The organism is Citrobacter sp. CK198 (assembly GCF_030333295.1).
GTDB lineage: Bacteria > Pseudomonadota > Gammaproteobacteria > Enterobacterales > Enterobacteriaceae > Citrobacter_B > Citrobacter_B koseri.
Window position 1 is genome coordinate 177,646 of the sequence record NZ_JAOWGE010000031.1, and the last position, 23,059, is coordinate 200,704.

General features: G+C 53.1%; 24 protein-coding genes. 21 read left to right on the forward strand and 3 right to left on the reverse strand.

Annotated features, from left to right (window positions below):
- The first annotated feature begins 21 nt into the window (after nt 1–21).
- From plsX to ptsG, 12 genes are all read left to right on the forward strand, one after another.
- Nucleotides 22–1,101 carry a phosphate acyltransferase PlsX gene (plsX, locus tag OGY62_RS13220; RefSeq protein WP_071818860.1) on the forward strand — a complete coding sequence of 360 codons (1,080 nt, stop codon included), beginning with the start codon at nt 22–24 and terminating at the stop codon, nt 1,099–1,101.
- A gap of 76 nt (nt 1,102–1,177) precedes the next feature.
- Entirely contained in the window at nt 1,178–2,131 is a 954-nt protein-coding gene (gene fabH / locus OGY62_RS13225; protein WP_012132830.1) for a beta-ketoacyl-ACP synthase III, read from the forward strand.
- Between the two features lie 15 nt (nt 2,132–2,146).
- On the forward strand, nt 2,147–3,076 hold the full coding sequence (fabD, locus tag OGY62_RS13230; protein ID WP_058669003.1) for an ACP S-malonyltransferase: 930 nt from the start codon (nt 2,147–2,149) through the stop codon (nt 3,074–3,076).
- 12 nt (nt 3,077–3,088) lie between these two features.
- Nucleotides 3,089–3,823, forward strand: a complete 735-nt coding sequence (gene fabG, locus OGY62_RS13235) for a 3-oxoacyl-ACP reductase FabG (RefSeq protein ID WP_012132828.1) — start codon at nt 3,089–3,091, stop codon at nt 3,821–3,823.
- Between the two features lie 151 nt (nt 3,824–3,974).
- Nucleotides 3,975–4,211, forward strand: a complete 237-nt coding sequence (gene acpP / locus OGY62_RS13240; RefSeq protein WP_000103754.1) for an acyl carrier protein — start codon at nt 3,975–3,977, stop codon at nt 4,209–4,211.
- An 85-nt stretch (nt 4,212–4,296) separates the two neighbouring features.
- Nucleotides 4,297–5,538, forward strand: a complete 1,242-nt coding sequence (gene fabF / locus OGY62_RS13245; protein WP_058669004.1) for a beta-ketoacyl-ACP synthase II — start codon at nt 4,297–4,299, stop codon at nt 5,536–5,538.
- A gap of 116 nt (nt 5,539–5,654) precedes the next feature.
- Nucleotides 5,655–6,464: an aminodeoxychorismate lyase gene (gene pabC, locus OGY62_RS13250; protein WP_286460073.1), complete on the forward strand. Its 810-nt coding sequence runs from the start codon at nt 5,655–5,657 to the stop codon at nt 6,462–6,464.
- Nucleotides 6,465–6,466: 2 nt separating this feature from the next.
- Nucleotides 6,467–7,489, forward strand: coding sequence for a cell division protein YceG (gene yceG / locus OGY62_RS13255; protein ID WP_200053583.1), 1,023 nt, complete (start codon nt 6,467–6,469; stop codon nt 7,487–7,489).
- Nucleotides 7,479–8,120, forward strand: a complete 642-nt coding sequence (gene tmk / locus OGY62_RS13260; RefSeq protein WP_286460074.1) for a dTMP kinase — start codon at nt 7,479–7,481, stop codon at nt 8,118–8,120. The genes yceG and tmk overlap by 11 nt, the downstream gene beginning before the upstream one ends.
- A complete protein-coding gene (gene holB, locus OGY62_RS13265; RefSeq protein ID WP_153258413.1) occupies nt 8,117–9,121 on the forward strand; it encodes a DNA polymerase III subunit delta' in 1,005 nt (334 codons plus the stop codon). Before tmk ends, holB begins: the two co-directional genes overlap by 4 nt.
- Before the next feature lie 10 nt (nt 9,122–9,131).
- Nucleotides 9,132–9,929, forward strand: coding sequence for a metal-dependent hydrolase (locus tag OGY62_RS13270; RefSeq protein ID WP_198448254.1), 798 nt, complete (start codon nt 9,132–9,134; stop codon nt 9,927–9,929).
- 416 nt (nt 9,930–10,345) lie between these two features.
- A complete protein-coding gene (gene ptsG, locus OGY62_RS13275; RefSeq protein ID WP_024130440.1) occupies nt 10,346–11,779 on the forward strand; it encodes a PTS glucose transporter subunit IIBC in 1,434 nt (477 codons plus the stop codon).
- A gap of 191 nt (nt 11,780–11,970) precedes the next feature.
- Here ptsG and fhuE read toward each other — a convergent pair whose 3' ends face one another.
- Nucleotides 11,971–14,169, reverse strand: a complete 2,199-nt coding sequence (gene fhuE, locus OGY62_RS13280) for a ferric-rhodotorulic acid/ferric-coprogen receptor FhuE (protein ID WP_275166374.1) — start codon at nt 14,167–14,169, stop codon at nt 11,971–11,973.
- A gap of 354 nt (nt 14,170–14,523) precedes the next feature.
- Here fhuE and hinT point away from each other — a divergent pair, with 354 nt between their 5' ends.
- The 8 genes from hinT to OGY62_RS13320 all read left to right on the forward strand — a co-directional run bounded on the left by hinT (nt 14,524) and on the right by OGY62_RS13320 (nt 20,701).
- Nucleotides 14,524–14,883 (forward strand): purine nucleoside phosphoramidase, encoded by a 360-nt coding sequence (gene hinT, locus OGY62_RS13285; protein ID WP_047463701.1) that lies wholly within the window; start codon nt 14,524–14,526, stop codon nt 14,881–14,883.
- Nucleotides 14,884–14,885: 2 nt separating this feature from the next.
- Nucleotides 14,886–15,260: a YcfL family putative periplasmic lipoprotein gene (locus OGY62_RS13290; protein ID WP_049008937.1), complete on the forward strand. Its 375-nt coding sequence runs from the start codon at nt 14,886–14,888 to the stop codon at nt 15,258–15,260.
- Between the two features lie 13 nt (nt 15,261–15,273).
- Nucleotides 15,274–15,915: a penicillin-binding protein activator LpoB gene (gene lpoB / locus OGY62_RS13295; RefSeq protein WP_286460078.1), complete on the forward strand. Its 642-nt coding sequence runs from the start codon at nt 15,274–15,276 to the stop codon at nt 15,913–15,915.
- Complete coding sequence (gene thiK / locus OGY62_RS13300; RefSeq protein ID WP_286460079.1) at nt 15,896–16,720, forward strand: thiamine kinase; 825 nt, start codon at nt 15,896–15,898, stop codon at nt 16,718–16,720. Before lpoB ends, thiK begins: the two co-directional genes overlap by 20 nt.
- Nucleotides 16,721–16,730: 10 nt before the next feature.
- On the forward strand, nt 16,731–17,756 hold the full coding sequence (nagZ, locus tag OGY62_RS13305) for a beta-N-acetylhexosaminidase (protein WP_024130435.1): 1,026 nt from the start codon (nt 16,731–16,733) through the stop codon (nt 17,754–17,756).
- A gap of 23 nt (nt 17,757–17,779) precedes the next feature.
- Nucleotides 17,780–18,322 carry an alpha/beta hydrolase YcfP gene (gene ycfP, locus OGY62_RS13310; protein ID WP_012132812.1) on the forward strand — a complete coding sequence of 181 codons (543 nt, stop codon included), beginning with the start codon at nt 17,780–17,782 and terminating at the stop codon, nt 18,320–18,322.
- A gap of 248 nt (nt 18,323–18,570) precedes the next feature.
- Nucleotides 18,571–19,875, forward strand: a complete 1,305-nt coding sequence (ndh, locus tag OGY62_RS13315) for an NADH-quinone dehydrogenase (RefSeq protein ID WP_024130434.1) — start codon at nt 18,571–18,573, stop codon at nt 19,873–19,875.
- Between the two features lie 286 nt (nt 19,876–20,161).
- A complete protein-coding gene (locus tag OGY62_RS13320; RefSeq protein ID WP_024130433.1) occupies nt 20,162–20,701 on the forward strand; it encodes a glycine zipper 2TM domain-containing protein in 540 nt (179 codons plus the stop codon).
- A 73-nt stretch (nt 20,702–20,774) separates the two neighbouring features.
- Here the strand turns inward: OGY62_RS13320 and comR are convergent, their stop codons facing one another.
- Nucleotides 20,775–21,410, reverse strand: coding sequence for a TetR family copper-responsive transcriptional repressor ComR (gene comR / locus OGY62_RS13325; protein WP_286460081.1), 636 nt, complete (start codon nt 21,408–21,410; stop codon nt 20,775–20,777).
- Nucleotides 21,411–21,650: 240 nt separating this feature from the next.
- On the opposite strand from comR, the gene bhsA reads away from it, so the two are divergent.
- The gene (gene bhsA, locus OGY62_RS13330) at nt 21,651–21,908 is read left to right on the forward strand and encodes a multiple stress resistance protein BhsA (RefSeq protein ID WP_047457498.1); all 258 of its coding nucleotides are present in this window, start codon (nt 21,651–21,653) and stop codon (nt 21,906–21,908) included.
- A gap of 79 nt (nt 21,909–21,987) precedes the next feature.
- Here bhsA and ldtC read toward each other — a convergent pair whose 3' ends face one another.
- Nucleotides 21,988–22,953 carry a L,D-transpeptidase LdtC gene (ldtC, locus tag OGY62_RS13335; RefSeq protein ID WP_024130431.1) on the reverse strand — a complete coding sequence of 322 codons (966 nt, stop codon included), beginning with the start codon at nt 22,951–22,953 and terminating at the stop codon, nt 21,988–21,990.
- Nucleotides 22,954–23,059 lie beyond the last annotated feature (106 nt).

Below are 23,059 nucleotides of genomic sequence, written 5' to 3' on the forward strand. Positions count from 1 at the left end.
AAACCAGGCAGCGACGATACCTTGACACGTCTAACCCTGGCGTTAGATGTCATGGGGGGAGATTTCGGCCCTTCCGTGACAGTGCCTGCAGCACTGCAGGCACTGAATTCTAATTCGCAACTCACACTTCTTTTAGTCGGGGATCCCGATACCATAACGCCATTACTTGCCAAAGCTGACTTTGAACAACGTTCGCGTCTGCAGATTATCCCTGCACAGTCAGTTATTGCCAGTGATGCCCGGCCTTCGCAGGCTATCCGCGCCAGTCGCGGCAGCTCAATGCGTGTGGCCCTGGAGCTCGTGAAAGAAGGTCGAGCCGAAGCCTGTGTGAGCGCCGGTAATACGGGCGCGCTCATGGGACTTGCGAAATTATTGCTCAAACCCCTTGAGGGCATTGAGCGTCCTGCGTTGATGACGGTTTTACCGCATCAGCAGAAAGGAAAAACGGTGGTGCTGGATTTAGGCGCCAACGTCGATTGTGACAGTACCATGTTGGTGCAGTTTGCCGTGATGGGGTCCGTGATGGCGGAAGAGGTGATTGGGATAACCAATCCCCGCGTGGCGTTGCTCAATATTGGTGAAGAAGAAACCAAAGGTCTCGACAGTATTCGTGATGCCTCTGCGTTGCTCAAAACAGTCCCTTCCATCAATTACATTGGTTATCTTGAAGCCAATGAATTATTGACGGGAAAAACTGATGTGCTGGTATGTGACGGATTTACAGGTAATGTCACATTAAAGACAATGGAAGGGGTTGTCAGGATGTTCCTTTCACTGCTGAAATCTCAGGGTGAGAGTAAAAAACGGTCGTGGTGGCTGCTGTTATTAAAACGTTGGTTACAAAAAAGCCTGACGAGGCGATTCAGTCACCTCAACCCCGACCAGTATAATGGCGCCTGTCTGTTAGGATTGCGTGGCACGGTGATTAAAAGTCATGGTGCGGCCAATCAGCGAGCATTTGCCGTCGCGATTGAACAGGCAGTGCAGGCGGTGCAGCGACAAGTTCCTCAGCGAATTGCCGCTCGCCTGGAATCTGTATACCCAGCCGGATTCGAACTGTTGGAAGGTGGCAAAAACGGACACTCACGGGTGCACAATTAACGGTGTAACCTGAGCGCAACCAACATACCAGCAGTTTGCACGCGGTGGTATATAACCGAAAAGTGACTGAGCGTACATGTATACAAAGATTATTGGTACTGGCAGCTATCTGCCTGAACAAGTGCGTACTAACGCCGATTTGGAAAAGATGGTAGAGACGTCTGACGAGTGGATTGTCACGCGTACAGGCATCCGTGAACGCCATATTGCAGCGCCAAACGAAACAGTCGCGACGATGGGCTATACAGCCGCAAACCGCGCGCTTGAAATGGCGGGCATCGATAAAGACCAGATTGGCTTGATTGTGGTTGCGACCACGTCAGCAACACATGCTTTCCCAAGCGCAGCATGCCAGATTCAGAGTATGTTGGGCATTAAAGGCTGCCCGGCGTTTGACGTTGCAGCGGCCTGCGCCGGTTTTACCTACGCGTTAAGCGTTGCCGATCAGTATGTAAAATCAGGCGCCGTTAAATATGCGCTGGTCATCGGTTCCGATGTCCTGGCGCGCACCTGCGATCCCACCGATCGCGGGACGATCATTATCTTTGGTGACGGCGCGGGCGCAGCGGTTCTGAGCGCATCTGAAGAACCAGGCATTATTTCGACGCATCTTCATGCAGACGGCAGCTATGGTGAGTTGCTGACGCTGCCAAACGCCGATCGCGTCAATCCAGAAAATCCGATTTATCTGACGATGGCGGGCAACGAGGTGTTTAAAGTGGCGGTAACTGAACTGGCACACATCGTTGACGAGACGCTGGCGGCGAATAATCTGGATCGTTCCGCTCTGGACTGGCTGGTTCCGCACCAGGCTAACCTGCGCATCATCAGCGCGACAGCGAAAAAGCTGGGTATGTCGATGGATAATGTGGTGGTTACGCTGGACAGACACGGCAACACCTCTGCGGCCTCTGTGCCGTGCGCGCTGGACGAAGCCGTGCGCGACGGGCGGATTAAAGCCGGGCAGTTGGTATTGCTTGAGGCCTTCGGGGGTGGATTCACCTGGGGCTCCGCGCTGGTTCGTTTCTAGTATAAGGATTTAAACATGACGCAATTTGCTTTTGTGTTCCCGGGGCAGGGTTCCCAGACGGTTGGGATGTTGTCTGAAATGGCAGCCAGCTACCCGATCGTAGAAGAAACCTTTGCTGAAGCTTCTGCGGCGCTGGGTTATGATCTGTGGGCGCTGACGCAGCAAGGGCCTGCGGAAGAACTGAATAAGACCTGGCAGACTCAGCCAGCATTGCTGGCCGCTTCCGTTGCGCTGTATCGCGTATGGCAGCAGCAGGGCGGTAAAGCGCCAGCGCTGATGGCGGGACACAGCCTGGGGGAATACTCCGCGCTGGTATGTGCTGGCGTCATCGATTTCGCCGACGCGGTTCGTCTGGTTGAACTGCGCGGCAAGTTCATGCAGGAAGCTGTGCCGGAAGGCACCGGCGCAATGGCGGCGATCATCGGTCTGGATGATGCGTCCATCGCCAAAGCGTGTGAAGAGGCGGCTGAAGGCCAGGTGGTTTCTCCGGTGAACTTTAACTCTCCGGGCCAGGTGGTTATCGCCGGGCATAAAGACGCGGTTGAACGTGCGGGCGCAGCCTGTAAAGCCGCTGGCGCAAAACGTGCGCTGCCGCTGCCGGTAAGCGTGCCGTCACACTGTGCGCTGATGAAACCTGCGGCTGATAAGCTGGCGGTTGAATTAGCGAAAATCACCTTCAATGCCCCGACCGTACCGGTTGTGAATAACGTTGACGTGAAGTGTGAAACCGACGCTAACGCTATCCGTGATGCGCTGGTACGCCAGCTGTACAACCCGGTGCAGTGGACGAAGAGTGTAGAATTTATCGCAGCACAAGGTGTTGAACACCTTTATGAAGTGGGTCCAGGTAAAGTCCTCACTGGTCTGACTAAACGTATTGTTGACACCCTGACGGCCTCGGCGCTAAACGAACCGGCGGCACTGTCAGCGGCGCTTGAGCAATAAAAGAGGAAAACCATGAGTTTTGAAGGAAAAGTCGCGCTGGTTACCGGTGCAAGCCGTGGCATTGGCCGCGCAATTGCTGAGACGCTCGTTGCCCGTGGCGCGAAAGTCATCGGTACTGCTACCAGCGAAAATGGCGCTCAGGCCATTAGCGAATACTTAGGTGCGAACGGTAAAGGTCTGATGTTGAATGTGACCGATCCGGCATCTATTGAATCTGTTCTGGAAAATATTCGCGCAGAATTTGGTGAAGTTGATATCCTGGTCAATAATGCCGGTATCACTCGCGATAATCTGCTGATGCGAATGAAAGATGACGAGTGGAACGATATTCTCGAAACCAATCTGTCATCTGTTTTCCGTCTGTCAAAAGCGGTAATGCGCGCTATGATGAAAAAACGTCATGGACGTATTATCACTATCGGTTCTGTGGTTGGTACCATGGGAAATGCGGGTCAGGCTAACTACGCTGCGGCGAAAGCGGGTCTGATTGGCTTCAGTAAATCACTGGCGCGTGAAGTTGCGTCGCGTGGGATTACTGTCAATGTTGTGGCTCCGGGCTTTATTGAAACGGACATGACGCGTGCGCTGTCTGATGATCAGCGTGCGGGTATTCTGGCGCAGGTTCCTGCGGGTCGCCTCGGCGGCGCTCAGGAAATCGCCAGTGCGGTTGCATTTTTAGCCTCTGACGAAGCAAGTTACATCACTGGTGAGACTCTGCACGTCAACGGCGGAATGTATATGGTTTAACCACGAAAAATATTTGCGTTATTGTAGGTCTTGGCCTCAAAATAACGTAAAATCGTGGTAAGAACTGCCGGGATTTAGTTGCAAATTTTTCAACATTTTATACACTACGAAAACCATCGCGAAAGCGAGTTTTGATAGGAAATTTAAGAGTATGAGCACTATCGAAGAACGCGTTAAGAAAATTATCGGCGAGCAGCTGGGCGTTAAGCAGGAAGAAGTTACCAACAATGCTTCTTTCGTTGAAGACCTGGGCGCAGATTCTCTTGACACCGTTGAGCTGGTAATGGCTCTGGAAGAAGAGTTTGATACTGAGATTCCGGACGAAGAAGCTGAGAAAATCACCACCGTTCAGGCTGCCATTGATTATATCAACGGCCACCAGGCGTAAGTGAACATCTCCAGGCGGTCATTCGACCGCCTGAGTTTTATCTTTTTGTCCCACTAGAATCATTTTCCCTCCCTGGAGGACAAACGTGTCTAAGCGTCGTGTAGTTGTGACCGGACTGGGCATGTTGTCTCCTGTCGGCAATACCGTAGAGTCTACCTGGAAAGCTCTCCTTGCCGGTCAGAGTGGCATCAGCCTGATCGACCATTTCGATACTAGCGCCTATGCAACGAAATTTGCTGGCTTAGTAAAGGATTTTAACTGTGACGACATCATCTCGCGCAAAGAACAGCGCAAGATGGATGCCTTCATTCAATATGGAATTGTCGCTGGCGTTCAGGCCATGCAGGATTCTGGCCTTGAAGTAACGGAAGAGAACGCAGCCCGTATTGGCGCCGCTATCGGCTCTGGTATCGGCGGTCTCGGACTGATCGAAGAAAACCACAGTTCCCTGGTGAACGGTGGGCCGCGTAAGATCAGCCCGTTCTTTGTTCCGTCGACGATTGTTAACATGGTGGCGGGTCACCTGACCATCATGTACGGCCTGCGTGGGCCAAGCATCTCTATCGCTACCGCCTGCACCTCAGGCGTACATAACATCGGTCATGCCGCGCGTATCATTGCATACGGCGATGCGGACGCGATGGTAGCGGGGGGTGCGGAAAAAGCCAGTACGCCGCTGGGTGTCGGTGGCTTTGGCGCAGCGCGTGCGCTGTCTACACGTAATGATAACCCGCAAGCGGCCAGCCGCCCGTGGGATAAAGAGCGTGACGGTTTTGTTCTCGGCGATGGCGCGGGCATGGTGGTACTGGAAGAGTACGAACATGCAAAAGCGCGTGGCGCGAAAATTTATGCCGAGATCGTTGGCTTCGGGATGAGTAGCGATGCTTATCACATGACGTCACCGCCGGAAAACGGCGCGGGCGCCGCGCTGGCGATGGTCAATGCGCTGCGTGATGCGGCCATTGAGCCGGGTCAGATTGGTTACGTCAACGCCCACGGTACGTCTACGCCGGCAGGCGATAAAGCGGAAACTCAGGCGGTGAAATCTGTCTTTGGCGATGCGGCAAGCCGTGTGCTGGTCAGCTCGACGAAATCCATGACGGGTCACCTGCTGGGTGCTGCGGGCGCGGTAGAGTCCATTTTCTCTATTCTGGCGCTGCGCGACCAGGCTGTTCCGCCAACCATCAACCTGGATAACCCGGATGAAGGTTGCGACCTGGACTTTGTGCCTCACGAAGCTCGTCAGGTTAACGGAATGGAGTATACGCTGTGTAACTCCTTCGGCTTTGGCGGTACTAACGGCTCGTTGATCTTCAAAAAGGTCTAAGTCGTTCCACCAGAGAGTAAAAAGGTCCGCTTGTCGGGCCTTTTTTATTCAGCTTTCTTCCCTTGTCCTGTGTTAACCATCCTGCCACACTAATCGACCACGAATAAGGAGCCACTATGTTCTTAATTAATGGCCGTGAACAGGATTCTCTTGCCGCCAGCGATCGCGCGACGCAGTTTGGCGATGGCTGTTTCACTACTGCGCGAATCCGTGACGGTAGAATTTGCCTCCTGCCCGCACACCTTCGCCGTTTGCAGGATGCCTGCGAAAAACTGCTGCTTCCCTTCAGTCAATGGACGGAACTGCAACACGAAATGATGGCGATGGCAGCAGGCCAGAACAGTGGTGTACTGAAAGTTATTCTGAGTCGTGGCAGCGGCGGCAGGGGCTACAGCCCGTCAAACTGTCGTGCGGCCACGCGAATTTTATCCGTTTCTCCTTATCCCACTCATTATGAACGCTGGCGTACGGAAGGTATTACGCTGGCGCTAAGCCCCGTAAGGCTGGGGCGTAACCCTATGCTTGCGGGTATAAAACACCTTAACCGGCTGGAACAGATACTGATCCGGTCTCATCTTGAGCAGACAAACGCCGATGAAGCGCTGGTTCTTGACAGCGAGGGATGGGTTACGGAATGCTGTGCGGCTAATTTGTTCTGGCGTAAAGAGAATGTGGTGTACACGCCGCGCCTGGATCAGGCGGGGGTAAACGGCATTATGCGACAATTTTGTTTACAGTCGCTGGCACAATCGCCTTTCCAGGTTGTCGAAGTGTATGCCGGGGAGGACGCGCTTATGCAGGCCGATGAGATGGTTATCTGCAATGCGTTGATGCCCGTGATTCCCGTGCGCGCCTGTGGCGATAAACTGATGTTTGCACGTTCATTGTTCGATTTTTTAGCCCCACTTTGTGAGCACCCGAATTAGTCATGAAAAGAATGTTACGCTTTTTCCTTCTGCTGGTCGTTGTGTTGGGCATTGCCGCTGGCGCAGGAATGTGGAAAGTGCGCCAACTGGCCGACAGCCCCTTGTTAATAAAAGAAGAGACGATCTTTACCCTGAAGGCCGGAACCGGGCGTCTGGCATTAGGCGATCAACTCTACGCCGACAAGATTATCAATCGGCCGCGCGTGTTTCAGTGGTTGCTGCGCGTTGAACCTGAATTATCAAACTTTAAAGCGGGCACCTATCGTTTAACGCCTGATATGACCGTACGAGAGATGCTGAAACTGCTGGAAAGCGGTAAAGAAGCACAGTTCCCGCTACGTCTGGTCGAAGGGATGCGCCTGAGCGATTACCTGAATCAGCTGCGAAATGCGCCTTATATTCAGCACACGCTTAGCGATGACCGTTACGAAACCGTCGCGCAGGCGCTGAAGCTGGAGAACCCGGAGTGGCTTGAAGGCTGGTTCTGGCCGGACACCTGGATGTATACCGCCAACACCACCGACGTCGCGCTTCTGAAGCGTGCGCATCAAAAGATGGTTAAAGCGGTAGATGACGTCTGGAAAGGGCGCGCGGAAGGGCTGCCTTATAAAGATAAGAATCAACTGGTGACGATGGCGTCTATTATCGAGAAAGAGACGGCCGTCGCCAGCGAACGCGATCAGGTGGCATCAGTCTTTATTAACCGTCTGCGTATTGGTATGCGTTTGCAGACCGATCCGACCGTGATTTACGGCATGGGGGCGAGTTATAATGGTAAGCTGTCGCGCGCGGCGCTGGAAACGCCGACGGCGTATAACACCTATACCATCACCGGGTTGCCGCCAGGTCCTATCGCCATGCCTGGCGAAGCCTCTTTGAAAGCCGCCGCGCATCCGGCGAAAACGCCGTACCTCTATTTTGTGGCTGACGGAAAGGGCGGTCACACGTTTAACACCAATCTTGCCAGCCATAACCGGTCAGTGCAGGACTACCTGAAAGTGCTTAAGGAAAAAAATGGGCAGTAACTATATCGTCATCGAAGGCCTGGAAGGCGCCGGAAAAACCACCGCGCGTAACGTGGTGGTGGAGACACTTGAGCAACTGGGTATTCACGACATGATTTTTACGCGTGAGCCGGGCGGCACCCAGCTTGCAGAGAAATTAAGAAGTCTGGTGCTGGACATCAAATCGGTGGGTGATGAAACAATCACGGATAAAGCTGAAGTGCTGATGTTTTATGCCGCGCGAGTGCAACTGGTGGAAACCGTTATCAAGCCTGCGCTGGCGAAAGGAACATGGGTCATTGGCGATCGCCATGACCTGTCCACTCAGGCCTACCAGGGTGGCGGCCGTGGGATCGACCAGACGATGCTGGCGACGCTGCGTGATGCTGTATTGGGCGACTTCCGTCCTGACCTGACCCTGTATCTGGATGTGACGCCGGAGGTTGGCTTAAAACGCGCGCGCGCGCGCGGCGAACTTGACCGCATTGAGCAGGAGTCTCTGGATTTCTTCAATCGCACGCGTGCCCGCTACCTTGAGCTGGCCGCCAGCGATGCCAGCATTCGCACCATTGATGCGACTCAGCCGCTGGAGGCTGTGATGAACGATATGCGCACAACCGTAACGGCCTGGATCAAGGAGCAGGGTGCATGAAATGGTATCCGTGGTTACGGCCAGACTTTGAAAAACTGGTAGCAAGCTATCAGGCGGGTCGGGGCCACCATGCGTTACTGATTCAGGCGTTGCCCGGAATGGGGGATGATGCGCTTATTTATGCCCTCAGTCGTTATTTGCTGTGCCAGCAACCGGAAGGGCATAAAAGCTGCGGGCGCTGTCGTGGCTGCCAGTTAATGCAGGCGGGTACGCATCCTGACTATTATTCGCTGTTGCCGGAAAAGGGAAAAAGCACTCTTGGCGTGGACGCGGTACGCGACGTGGGCGAGAAGCTGTACGAACATTCTCGACTTGGCGGCGCGAAAGTCGTATTGATCCCGGATGCGGCCCTGCTGACTGATGCCGCGGCGAATGCCTTATTAAAGACGCTCGAAGAGCCGCCGGAGCAAACCTGGTTCTTCCTTGCCAGCCGTGAACCGGCACGCCTGCTGGCGACTTTACGCAGCCGCTGCCGTCTGCATCATCTTGCGCCGCCATCCGAACAATACGCTGTTTCCTGGCTTTCTCGTGAAGTGACAATGTCACAAGAGACGTTGCTGGCGGCGCTGCGCCTGAGCGCAGGGGCTCCCGGCGCCGCTCTGGCGTTGTTGCAGGCCGACAGCTGGGCGCATCGTAACGCGCTTTGCGAAGCGCTGGCGAATACGCTGCAATCCGGCGACTGGTATATCCTTCTGTCGGTGTTGAATCACGAACAGGCCGCCGTACGTTTACACTGGCTGGCGACGCTGCTTATGGATGCCCTTAAATACCAGTATGGCGCTTCCAGCCTGACAAATCAGGATGCCGGAACGCTGGTGGCGTCGATAGCTGAACGGTTATCCGTCGCACGCATCCAGGCCATACTCAGCGATGTCTGCCATTGTCGCGAACAGCTGATTAACGTGACCGGATTAAACCGCGAACTGGTATTAACCGATCTTATTCTCCGCATAGAGCATTACCTGCAACCAGGCGCCGTGTTGCCTGTTTCCCATCTTTGAGAGAGACATTATGTTTTTAGTCGACTCACACTGCCATCTTGATGGCCTGGATTATCAATCTCTGCATAAGGACGTGGATGACGTGCTGGCAAAAGCCGCCGCGCGCGATGTGAAGTTCTGCCTGGCGGTGGCGACAACCCTGCCCGGATACCGGAATATGCGCGAACTGGTTGGCGAGCGGGATAACGTTGTGTTTTCCTGCGGCGTACACCCGTTAAACCAGGATGAAACATACGATGTGGAAGACCTGCGTCGCTTTGCCGCTGAAGAAGGCGTGGTGGCCATGGGAGAGACCGGGCTGGATTATTTTTATACGCCGGAAACAAAAGTTCGCCAGCAAGAATCCTTCATTAACCATATTCAGATTGGCCGTGAATTAAATAAACCCGTGATTGTGCATACCCGTGACGCACGCGCCGATACGCTGGCGATTTTGCGCGAAGAAAAAGTGACGGATTGCGGTGGCGTACTACACTGTTTTACAGAGGACAGAGAGACGGCGGGTAAATTATTGGATCTTGGGTTTTATATCTCTTTTTCCGGGATCGTGACCTTCCGCAACGCCGAGCAGTTACGTGATGCCGCCCGCTATGTTCCTCTGGATCGTCTGCTGGTTGAGACGGACTCTCCTTATCTTGCTCCGGTGCCGCATCGTGGTAAAGAGAACCAGCCTGCAATGGTTCGCGATGTCGCAGAGTATATGGCCGTATTGAAGGGTGTTGCCGTTGAAGAACTGGCGCAGGCAACCACTGAAAACTTTGCTCGCCTGTTCCACATCGACGCTTCTCGCCTGCAATCAACCCGTTAACTGAGTTTTTTTAAAGCTCGTAATTAATATTCAAAGCGAGTAAAGTTCACCGCCACAAAATGGGCGGTGAATGAGCGAATTGTAACATTCAGACACTCATTTTGTCAGAATGTGATGGTTTTATGGCTGTCAGGAGCTGAAACGTGATAGCCGTCAAACAAAACCGAGCTTATTTATTTTACTCTGTGTAATAAATAAAGGGCGCTTAGATGCCCTGTCCACGGCGAGGTTCTCCCCCCTCGCCAATGCGTGAAAACGTAGAATACACAAAATCATTCAAGCTGCATCAGGGCGGCAAGTGAGTGAATTGCAGGAGCTTACTTGAGTAAGTGACTGGGATGAACGAGCGCAGCCAACGCTGAGGCGGTTTGAAGGATGAAGTGTATAAGCACAAATACTCAGGAGCACTCCTAATTATGTTTAAGAATGCATTTGCTAACCTGCAAAAGGTCGGTAAATCGCTGATGCTACCGGTATCCGTACTGCCTATCGCAGGTATCCTGCTGGGCGTCGGTTCCGCTAACTTCAGCTGGCTGCCAGCCGTTGTGTCGCACGTTATGGCAGAAGCAGGCGGTTCTGTTTTTGCAAATATGCCGCTGATTTTCGCCATTGGTGTCGCACTGGGCTTCACCAACAACGACGGCGTTTCGGCTCTGGCCTCGGTTGTCGCTTACGGCATCATGGTCAAAACCATGGCCGTGGTTGCGCCGCTGGTTCTGCATTTACCTGCTGAAGAAATCGCAGCAAAACACCTGGCGGATACCGGTGTTCTCGGGGGGATTATCTCCGGTGCGATTGCAGCGTACATGTTTAACCGATTCTACCGTATCAAATTGCCTGAGTATCTGGGCTTCTTTGCGGGTAAACGCTTTGTGCCGATCATTTCTGGTCTGGCTGCCATCTTCACCGGCGTGATCCTGTCCTTCATTTGGCCGCCGATCGGGACGGCTATCCAGACGTTCTCTCAGTGGGCTGCTTACCAGAACCCGGTTGTGGCGTTCGGTATCTATGGCTTCATTGAGCGCTGCCTGGTGCCGTTTGGTCTGCACCATATCTGGAACGTTCCTTTCCAGATGCAGATCGGTGAATACACCAACGCAGCAGGTCAGGTGTTCCACGGCGACATTCCTCGCTATATGGCGGGCGACCCGACTGCGGGCAAACTGTCCGGCGGCTTCCTGTTCAAAATGTACGGTCTGCCTGCTGCGGCTATCGCGATCTGGCACTCTGCTAAACCGGAAAACCGCGCGAAAGTGGGCGGTATCATGATCTCCGCAGCGTTGACCTCGTTCCTGACCGGTATCACCGAGCCGATCGAGTTCTCCTTCATGTTCGTTGCGCCGATCCTGTACGTTATCCACGCGATTCTGGCAGGTCTGGCATTCCCGATCTGTATCCTGCTGGGTATGCGTGACGGTACATCGTTCTCGCACGGTCTGATCGACTTCATCGTTCTGTCTGGCAACAGCAGCAAACTGTGGCTGTTCCCGATTGTTGGTGCAGGTTATGCGATTATTTACTACACCGTCTTCCGTGTGCTGATTAAAGCGCTGGATCTGAAAACGCCGGGTCGTGAAGACGCGAGCGAAGACAGCAAAGTGGGCGCAACCAGTGAAATGGCTCCGGCCCTGATCGCCGCGTTTGGTGGTAAAGAGAACATCACTAACCTCGACGCATGTATCACCCGTCTGCGCGTTAGCGTTGCTGACGTTGCTAAAGTGGATCAGGCTGGCCTGAAGACGCTTGGCGCAGCTGGTGTCGTCGTCGCAGGTTCCGGCGTTCAGGCTATTTTCGGTACGAAATCCGATAACCTGAAAACGGAAATGGATGAATACATCCGCAATAGCTAAGCAGTAAGACGTTGGGGAGAACTAAGGCAGCCAAATGGCTGCCTTTTTTATGCTGTGTTGCCGGATGGCGCGTGGCTTATCCGGCCTACGGTTATAGCACAGTTGTAGGCCTGATAAGGCATTAGCCGCCATCAGGCTTGCGAGAACGTAAAAAAGGGAGCCAGATGGCTCCCTTCTCGTCAGTAACGTTATCAGAACTGATAGCTTGCAGTAATGCTGACGTTACGTGGTTCGCCGTAGACAATAGAACCATCGATATTGGTGTCGTAGGTTTTGTCTAACAGGTTGTTGATGTTGCCCTGTACGGCGAAGTTTTTGGTTACCTGGTAGCGAGTGAACAGATCCACTAACGCATAGCTGCCTTGTTCCGCGCGCCATGTGCCGTATGGTGTGACAGTGTCGCTGCCGTGAACACGGTTCTGCCAGTTAACGCCACCGCCGACGGTCAACTCAGGCATGACTGGCAGACGGTAGCTGGTAAACAGCTTCACGGTTGTACGTGGCAAGTTCGGATTCACCGCATTTCCCTCGTTATCTTCCGCGATAAAGCGCGTTGCGCCGAAGGTCATCTGCCAGTTGTCGGTGATAGCGCCGTTAATTTCGAATTCAACGCCTTTGCTGACGGTTCCGTCTACCGCTTTATAAGCGGTGTCGCCGTTACTACCTGAAATCGGTCTACCGGTCGACTGGCCGACGTTATCCTGCTCAATACGGAAGACCGACAATGTGGTGGTCAGGCGGCTGTTCATCCAGTCAGATTTCAAGCCCACTTCATAGTTGTTACCCGTAATAGGGGCGAGATATTTACCCGAGCTATCACGATAGTTCTGTGGCTGGAAGATGGAAGTATAGCTGGCGTAGGCAGACCAGTTATCATCAATGTCATATACCAGTCCGGCATATGGCGTGGTATGGTTTTTCTCCATCCGGTAGGTCAGCGTGTCGATACTCCAGTTGGTGTAGCGAGCGCCGATGATCAGATGCAGCGGATCGGCCAGCGAAATGCGGGTCGCTGCATAGAGCGATTTCATGTGCGTGGTATCATCCTGGGCAACGGTTTGTTGACCCCAGTTTGTTTCCGGGAAGTTACCGTCGTAGTTGTAGAAATTGCCCAGTTCATCCGGGAATACGTTCGCCCAGGTATTCATATAGCGGTTATTCTGTTTGCTGTAGCTTCCGCCGACCATCAGGTTATGCTGACGGCCAAACAGGTCGTAGCCCCCATCGGTGAAAAGATCGACAGCATCGACTTTACGTTTGCCGCTGTTCCAGCCCGTACCGCCAATGTAACCGTACTCTGGCCCATAGTTGGCGTAAGGGCCAACCAGCATACCGGTGTCTTTATTGACATAGGCATCCAGGTACATCATTTTACTGTCGAATTTGATTTCAGAATGCGTGGCGTTGAGCGTTGCCTGCCAGGTATCCGCAAAACGCTGCTTCAGCGTGACAAAGACTTTATTAAACTCTTTATCGTTGTAAGCCCAGTCTGGAGCGGTACTGCGCGAGCGGTCATATTTGTTGGTGCTGCCATCCGTATTCCAGCGAGGTAAACCGCCCCAGGTCGGGCTGTTAACGTCGATGCGTTGATATTCATACCCGGCGGAAAGGCTGGTTGTGCTCCCCAGATCGGCATCGATAATGCCGGAGAAGAATGTTTTCTCGCTGTTATAACGATCCAGCCATGAGTCATTGTTCTGATAACCCGCAACAATCCGCGCACGTACGTTACCGTCTTCTGTCAGCGGGCTTTGTAAATCGGTTACGTAACGCTGTTTGTTCCAGCTTCCATATTCCGCAGACACATTACCTTTGAATTCACGGCTGGTGGCATGTTTGCGGATCATATTGATAGACGCGGAAGGGTTGCCGGTTCCGGTCATTAATCCATTTGCGCCGCGTACGACTTCCACACGTTCAAACAGGGCCGTGTCAGAAAGGGCATCGCCAAGATTCCAGCGTGATTCAAAATAGGTGGGGATGCCATCGACCATGTAGTTGTCGATGAGGAAACCGCGTGAGTAGTAGAGGTTGCGGTCGGAGTCTGACTGGCTTCTGCTGATACCCAGCGTGCTGTCCATTACATCGCCAAGGGTTTGTAATTGCTGATCAGCCATGCGTTGCTGGCTGATGATACTGACAGACTGAGGAATATCGCGCTGCGCCATCTGCATTTTAGTGCCAGCGGTTGTCGTTTTAACGTTGTAGTCCTGTTCTTCATCGCTGGACGTGTCGGCTTGTGATGCGCTATCAACAATGATTGTTTCTTCTGTTGTGGTAGCGGCGAAGCTGGTGGAAGGCATCAATGCCATAGCGATGCAGGCTGCCAGCAGAGTGGGAACTGCGGCAGGCTGACGCTGCTCATCCTGGGTGTGTGTTGTGAAAGACATCGAAAAACCCCTAATAATGATGAACGTTAAGTTCAAACCATGAAATGGCATGGCGAACCCTTTTAATTTTCTAACCATCAAATGCGCATGAAAATGCAAATGCGAAATATACGCACTTGCATTAATGCTGTAAACAGATGTTACGGGTGAAAATGAAATCTTGTTTCAGTGCTATGAGGTGCAAAGAGAAGAGGGAAATGAGTATAAGCGCAGCAACTGACAGATTTTTTGCTTAATAAATCGTGGGTTAAAGTTGAAAGAGCGTGAGTAACTCGCTCATACTCTATACTCGCAGTGTGGCTCGGCGTAGCATGGCGCAACGTTATGGCTAATTTTGAAAAAAGGAAAAATGTCGTGGCAGAAGAAACTATATTCAGCAAAATTATCCGTCGTGAAATCCCCTCGGATATCGTTTACCAGGATGAACTGGTTACCGCATTTCGCGATATTTCGCCGCAGGCGCCCACGCACATTCTGATCATCCCGAATACCCTGATCCCAACGGTTAATGATGTCACGGCGGAGCACGAACAGGCGCTGGGCCGTATGATCACCGTCGCGGCAAAAATTGCCGGGCAGGAAGGCATTGCCGAAGACGGCTACCGCCTGATCATGAATACTAACCGTCATGGCGGGCAGGAGGTTTATCACATTCATATGCACCTGCTGGGCGGGCGTGCGCTGGGGCCGATGCTGGCGCATAAAGGCCTCTGACAATGACCAGAGGATGCCTTGCGATATCACTGGCCTTACTGTTGCTTGTGGGTTGTCGTTCACACCCTGAAATTCCGGTCAGTGATGAACAGACACTGGTGATGGAGTCAACGCTGCTGGCGGCCGGTATCACGGCGGAAGCGCCTGCGTTGACGACGTCCGATATTCAGCCTTCTGCATCCTCACGCCTCTATAACGAAAGGCAAGAACCCGTTACCGTGCATTATCGGTTTTACTGGTATGACGCCAGAGGGCTGGAAATGCATCCTCTGGAAGCGCCACGCAGTGTGACTATCCCGGCGCGTTCGTCGGTCACACTGTATGGCAGCGCCAATTATCTGGGGGCGCATAAGGTTAGACTTTATCTTTATTTGTAAGGGGTGAATTTTGATGACGAAAATGAATCGCTACGCACTGGTGGCCGCGCTGGCGATATTCCTCTCCGGTTGTGTGGGGCAACGTGAACCCGCACCGGTTGATGAAGTCAAACCGGTGCCGGAACAGCCAGCTGAGCCGCAGCAGCCTGTGCCGGTCGTGCCATCGGTGCCGACGATCCCGCAACAGCCGGGCCCGATTGAACACGAAGACCAGACCGCACAGCCTGCGCCGCGCGTGCGCCATTATGACTGGAACAGCGCGATGCAGCCGATGGTCGGAAAAATGCTTCAGGCTGATGGCGTAACGGCGGGTAACGTACTGCTGGTCGATAGCGTAAATAACCGCACCAACGGTTCGCTCAACGCGGGCGAGGCCACAGAGACTTTACGTAATGCGCTGGCGAATAACGGTAAATTTACGCTGGTTTCCGCGCAGCAACTGGCGATGGCGAAGCAGCAACTGGGTTTATCACCGCAGGACAGCCTCGGTACGCGCAGTAAAGCGATTGGCATCGCCCGTAACGTAGGGGCGCAATATGTGCTCTATTCCAGCGCGGCGGGTAACGTCAATGCGCCATCGCTGCAAATGCAGTTAATGCTGGTACAAACTGGCGAGATAATCTGGTCAGGTAAAGGTGCAGTCCAGCAACAATAATCTACTGACGCGCGACGACGTTTTGTCGCGCTACTTCCCGCAATATCATCCCGTCGCCGCCTGCCACAACGGATTAAGCGGCGGGAGTTGCATCATTGAACATGACGCCCGCCGTCTGGTGCTCCGTTGCCATCATGATCCCTTCGCGCCTGAATCTGATTTTTTGCGTCAGTATCACGCTTTGTCACGTTTACCGGAAACCCTTGCTCCCAGACCGCGTTTTTATATTCCCGGCTGGATGGCGGTGGACTATTTGCAGGGAGAGGTAAGATCTGGATTACCGGATACCGACGAACTGGTGGGCTTACTGTATCATCTGCATCAACAACCGCGTTTTGGCTGGCGTATTTCGCTGTTACCGCTGCTTATGCGCTACTGGCAGGGGAGCGATCCGGCACGCAGGACGCCGTACTGGCTACGGATGCTAAAACGGCTGCGAGCGGCGCGGGAACCTCGTCCGCTGCGTCTGGCGCCTTTGCATATGGATGTCCACGGCGATAACCTGGTACAGACGGCATCGGGGCTACGGTTGATTGACTGGGAATACGCCGGGGACGGCGATATCGCTCTGGAACTGGCCGCCGTATGGGTAGAGGATGAGCGGCAGCATCAACGGCTGGTGGCATCCTATGCCGCCGTTGCGCATATCTGTCCGCAAACGCTATGGCGGCAGGTCAGGTTATGGTGCCCCTGGGTAATGATGCTGAAAGCCGGATGGTTTGAATACCGCTGGCAGCAAACCGGCGAACAACAATTTATCAGGCTGGCCGACGACGCCTGGCGGCAGCTGAAAAAGAAAGGATAAGGAGAGCAGTGTGGGTCCAGTAATGTTGGATGTCGAAGGGTTTGAGCTGGACGCAGAAGAGCGCGAGATTCTGGCCCATCCGCTGGTGGGGGGGCTGATCCTCTTTACGCGTAATTATCATGACCCGGAGCAGCTGCGCGAGTTAGTCCGCCAGATTCGGGCGGCTTCGCGCAATCATCTGGTGGTGGCGGTTGACCAGGAAGGCGGACGCGTACAGCGTTTTCGTGAAGGTTTTACCCGCCTGCCAGCCGCACAATCTTTTGCTGCGCTGCACGGGCTGGAAGAAGGGGGCAAACTGGCGCAGGATGCCGGGTGGCTAATGGCCAGCGAGATGATCGCGATGGACATTGATATCAGTTTCGCGCCGGTGCTGGATGTCGGGCATATCAGCGCAGCAATTGGCGAGCGTTCTTACCATGCCGATCCGCTTAAAGCTCTGGCAATGGCGACGCGTTTTATCGACGGGATGCATGCTGCCGGAATGAAAACCACCGGTAAGCACTTCCCCGGACACGGGGCAGTCACTGCCGATTCGCACAAAGAAACGCCAACCGATCCGCGTCCTGAGGCGGAAATTCGCGCCAGGGATATGTCGGTGTTCCGTTCGCTAATCACCGGGAACAAACTTGATGCGATTATGCCGGCGCACGTCATATACAGCGATGTCGATCCGCGTCCGGCAAGTGGTTCACCGCACTGGCTGAAAACGGTGCTGCGTGAGGAACTTGGTTTTGATGGCGTGATTTTCTCCGATGATCTGTCGATGGAAGGAGCGGCGATTATGGGGAGCTACGCAGAGCGCGGGCAGGCGTCGCTGGATGCGGGTTGCGATATGATCCTGGTCTGTAATAATCGTAAAGGAGCGGTCAGCGTGTTAGATAATCTGTCGCCGATCAATGCAGAACGTGTTACGCGTTTGTATCATAAAGGTTCATTTTCGCGTCAGGAGTTGATGGACTCCGCACGCTGGAAAACGGTCAGCGCCCAGCTTAACCAGTTGCATGAACGCTGGCAGGAAGAAAAAGCAGGTCATTAACCCGAGTTTTGTGTGAGGATGCGATGATTATCTATTTACACGGTTTTGACTCCAACAGTCCGGGTAACCACGAGAAAGTGTTGCAGCTACAGTTTATTGATTCGGATGTCAGACTGATCAGCTATAGCACACGGCATCCCAAACATGACATGCAGCATCTGCTGAAAGAAGTAGACAAAATGTTGCAACTGAATGTGGACGATCGGCCATTAATTTGTGGCGTAGGACTGGGTGGGTATTGGGCGGAGCGGATTGGCTTCCTGTGCGACATACGCCAGGTGGTATTCAACCCTAATCTGTTCCCCTATGAGAACATGGAAGGCAAAATCGACCGCCCGGAAGAGTATGCCGATATCGCAACGAAATGCGTCACCAATTTCCGCGAAAAAAACCGCGATCGCTGCCTGGTGATCCTGTCCCGGCATGATGAAGCGCTGGACAGCCATCGTTCGGCAAAAGAGCTGCATCATTTCTATGAAATTGTCTGGGACGAAGAGCAGACCCATAAATTTAAGAATATCTCTCCTCATTTACAGCGGATAAAAGCGTTTAAAACGTTAGGTTAAGCTGTTGTAACCCGATCACCCCCCTCAGAAACCAGCCTTCGGGCTGGTTTCTTTATGAGCATTCAGGCAGGGTTGTCTATCTTTTCAGCGAGAAAACTTGATGTACATCAATTTTGGTATGACCAATGCACCGTTCGTGTTATTCTCACTAGCGAAGTCACTTTGCATTACCGTAACTTGTTGTTAATTAAAGGCTATATTTATAACTTTTACTTAACAATTGGTTAATAAATTTAAGGGGGGTCACGTTGACTACACCATTGAAAAAGATCGTGATTGTCGGCGGCGGTGCTGGCGGGCTTGAAATGGCGACTCAGTTGGGTAAAAAACTGGGTCGTAAGAAAAAGGCAAAAATCACGCTGGTGGACAGAAACCACAGCCATCTGTGGAAGCCGTTGCTGCATGAAGTGGCGACCGGTTCACTGGACGAAGGCGTGGACGCTCTGAGCTACCTGGCGCATGCGCGTAATCATGGTTTCCAGTTCCAGTTGGGTTCGGTTATGGATATCGATCGTGAAGCGAAAACGATCACCATTGCGGAACTGCGTGACGAGAAAGGGGAACTGCTGGTTCCTGAGCGTAAAATCGCGTACGACACCCTGGTGATGGCGCTGGGCAGTACCTCTAACGACTTCAACACCCCTGGCGTTAAAGAACACTGTATTTTCCTGGACAACCCGCATCAGGCGCGTCGCTTCCATCAGGAAATGCTGAACCTGTTCCTGAAATACTCTTCCAGCATGGGTGTTAGCGGTAAGGTCAACATTGCGATTGTCGGTGGCGGCGCAACGGGCGTGGAGCTTTCTGCGGAACTGCATAACGCTGTGAAACAGCTGCACAGCTACGGCTACAAAGGCCTGACTAACGAAGCGCTGAACGTGACGCTGGTTGAAGCCGGTGAGCGCATTCTGCCTGCGCTGCCGCCGCGTATTTCCGCTGCGGCGCATAGCGAACTGACCAAACTGGGCGTACGCGTACTGACTCAGACGATGGTGACCAGCGCAGACGAAGGCGGTCTGCACACGAAAGATGGCGAACACATCAAAGCTGACCTGATGGTGTGGGCGGCAGGGATTAAAGCGCCTGATTTCCTGAAAGACATTGGCGGGTTGGAAACTAACCGCATCAACCAGTTAGTGGTTGAACCAACGCTGCAAACCACTCGTGACCCGGATGTTTATGCCATCGGCGACTGTGCTTCCTGCGCACGTCCTGAAGGGGGCTTTGTGCCGCCGCGCGCACAGGCCGCGCATCAGATGGCAAGCTGCGCACTGAATAATATTCTGGCGCAGATGAAAGGCAAACCGATGAAAGACTATGTTTATAAAGATCACGGTTCGCTGGTATCGCTCTCTAATTTCTCGACTGTCGGCAGCCTGATGGGGAACCTGATGCGCGGTTCAATGATGGTGGAAGGGCGTATTGCGCGTTTTGTTTACATTTCGCTTTACCGTATGCACCAGATTGCGCTGCACGGTTACTTTAAAACCGGGTTAATGATGTTAGTAGGCAGCATTAACCGTGTGATTCGCCCGCGTCTGAAACTGCATTAATCCTTACCGTATCGCCTGATGGCGCTTCGCTTATCAGGCCTACGGCTCGCACAGCATGTAGGCCGGATAAGGCCATCGGCCGCCACCCGGCATCATCCCTCACCGTTTGTAGGCCGGATAAGGCCATCGGCCGCCATCCGGCAATTTAATCGCGCCATTTGCTTCAGAGTTCTCTGAATCGTGTCTGTTTGCCGCATAACCCCGCACTTTTCATCCTCTTTCTGATTTGCTTAACCCCACTGCTGGTTGCAAAATTGTTACTAATAGCAAAAAAGGAGGAATTCCCGTGAATAAATCAATGTTGGCGGGTATAGGGATTGGCGTAGCTGCTGCGCTGGGTGTGGCGGCGGTGGCCAGTCTGAACGTTTTTGACCGTAGCCCGAAATATGCGCAAGTCGTATCAGCCACACCCATAAAAGAAACCGTCAAAACACCGCGTCAGGAATGCCGCAACGTGACGGTCACGCACCGCAAACCTGTTCAGGACGAAAACCGCATTGCCGGTTCGGTGCTTGGTGCGGTTGCTGGCGGCGTGATTGGTCATCAGTTCGGCGGAGGCCGTGGTAAAGATGTGGCGACCGTCGTCGGGGCGCTGGGCGGAGGGTACGCCGGTAACCAAATCCAGGGATCAATGCAGGAAAATGACACCTACACCTCAACGCAGCAGCGCTGTAAAACAGTGTATGACAAGTCAGAGAAAATGCTGGGCTATGACGTCACTTACAAGATTGGCGATCAGCAGGGGAAAATCCGCATGGATAAAGATCCCGGAACGCAAATCCCGCTGGATAATAACGGTCAATTGATTCTGAATAACGACGCGTAAAAAAAGCTGTACTCTGCACGTTAGCCCCTCATTCGCTCAGGATGAGGGGCTTTTTTTATCAGACGGTCAGGCGCTAAGCCTTCAGCATCTCCGGCCACAGCCGTAGGGTGGTGCGGGTTATCTGCATCAGCTTGTCAAACGTCGCGCCTTCACGCGCGCTGATCGACATTCCTTGTAAAATACAGTTCAGATATTCCGCCAGCGTTTGTGGATTGCAGTGCGCCGGAATTTCCCCGCGCTCCTGCCGCTGGCGCAAAAACTGGGTCAGCGTCTGCTCCTGCATCGCGTGGCGGGATTTCACCGTATGGGCGATTTCACGGGAGGAGGCGGCCAGTGTGGCGGACGTGTTGATCATAAAGCACCCGGCAGGGGTGTCTTTACTGGTGAAGCATGTCGCGACGACGGTGAAATAGTCTTCCAGCGCGGACTCAACGCTTTTTTCTTCACAAAAGAGCTGGGCCTCATGTTTTGCCGCAAAGCGGCTGATATAGCGGTCCAGCACTGCGCGGAACAACCCTTCCTTGTTCGTAAATTCTGCGTACAGCGTGGGCGCTTTTGCGCCGGTCGCTTCCACGAGGTCGGCGAGCGATGTTGCTTCATAACCGTGCTGCCAGAAGAGTGTCATGGCCTTGTCAAGCGCGGCTTCCCTGTCGAACACTTTTGGTCGGCCACGGCTTTTTTTTACGCAACCTGTCGAGTCAGTTGTCATGATGCCGTTGTACCTTGTTGGGTTTGTTGAACAACCATTATAAAAATAATCCCGCTCAGTCTCCAGCGCATTCAGAAGAAAAATAATTCACCTGTATTGATATGAAAAATAAGTTCTTTTTAATTTATATAATGATCGTTATAAAAAAATGTTGACGTGTGACCTGGATCACATCTATGATTTACCTATCGATCGTTAAGTAAATATTTCGACACCGTTCATCTGCTAAAGGTCACTATCATGAAAAACGTAAAAACCCTCATTGCTGCCGCTGTACTGAGTTCACTCTCTTTCGCAAGTTTCGCTGCTGTTGAAGTTCAGGCGACGCCAGTAGATCAACAGAAAGTGGGCACCATTTCCGCAACCGCCGGGACTAACCTGGGATCTCTGGAAGATCAACTGGCGCAAAAAGCGGATGAAATGGGCGCGAAATCTTTCCGCATTACTTCGGTAACCGGTCCTAACACCCTCCACGGGACTGCGGTTATCTACAAATAAGCATTAACCCTCATTAATGCCACTGCTACTGCCACAAAAAAGCCCCGCTGTCTGAGCGGGGCTTTTTTATTATCCGACGTTACATCGACTGCTGCGTTATCCCGGGATGGCGGGTGACATCGACCGGCATTCCTGAACGCACTTCCATAACATGCTCCATAACGGCGGCATCGGTCTGTGCGGCATCTTTGAAAGCCTGCATTTGACCGTTCAATACGATCGGCAATATCTGCGGGTCGTCATCAATATTCTTCGATAACGGCTGGTGGACTTCTACCAGGCGCATGCCGCCAGGTTCAACGGACGCTTTGATCGGCGTATTAATAATGTTGACCTTCGTACCCGGCGTGACCTGACGGAACAGCGTCTCAATATCACCGTCACGCAGGCGAATACAACCGGAACTGACGCGCATCCCGATACCGAAATCAGCATTCGTGCCGTGCAGCAAATAGACGCCGCCATAAGCCGCTAAGCGGATCGCATGATGGCCCATTGGGTTATCCGGCCCGGCGGGAACCACGGCAGGGAGGTCTATCCCCTGAGCTTTGTAACGGGCGCGGATATTCGCCGTAGGTGTCCAGGTTGGGTTCGCGCGCTTATCCGAGACGGTAGTGACCATCGTTGGCGTCAGCGTATCGCCACCCAGTTGACCGATACCGATTGGATACACGGTCACCGAATTTTTTCCGGGAGGATAGTAATACAGACGCAATTCGGCGAGGTTAATCACAATACCTTCGCGCGGCGCATCCGGCAGTAAGGTTTGCAGAGGGATGGTCAGAACGCTGCCCGCGCGGGGAACGTAAGGATCAACGCCCGGGTTTGCCTGTAGCAACGCTAAAAAACCGACATTGTATTTTTTAGCAATCGCCTCCAGCGAGCCGCCGTTGTTTTCGACAACGTGAAATGTATTCTCGCCCACCAGTTTGCTGCCGGGAGGAGGAAGCGGCCAGGTGTTTGCCTGCGCCGGTATCGCCAGCGCTACGGACGCGGCGAGCGTAAAAAACGCCAGCCAGCGGGAAAGTCGCATGTTATTCATTATCATCACAAATAAAATGGTTATTGTAATAAATTGAGTCAATGATCATTATGGCGGGTTGTCATGTCTTGAAGTGCAAGAGAAGTGCAAAGTGTTGTAAATGTGGGCG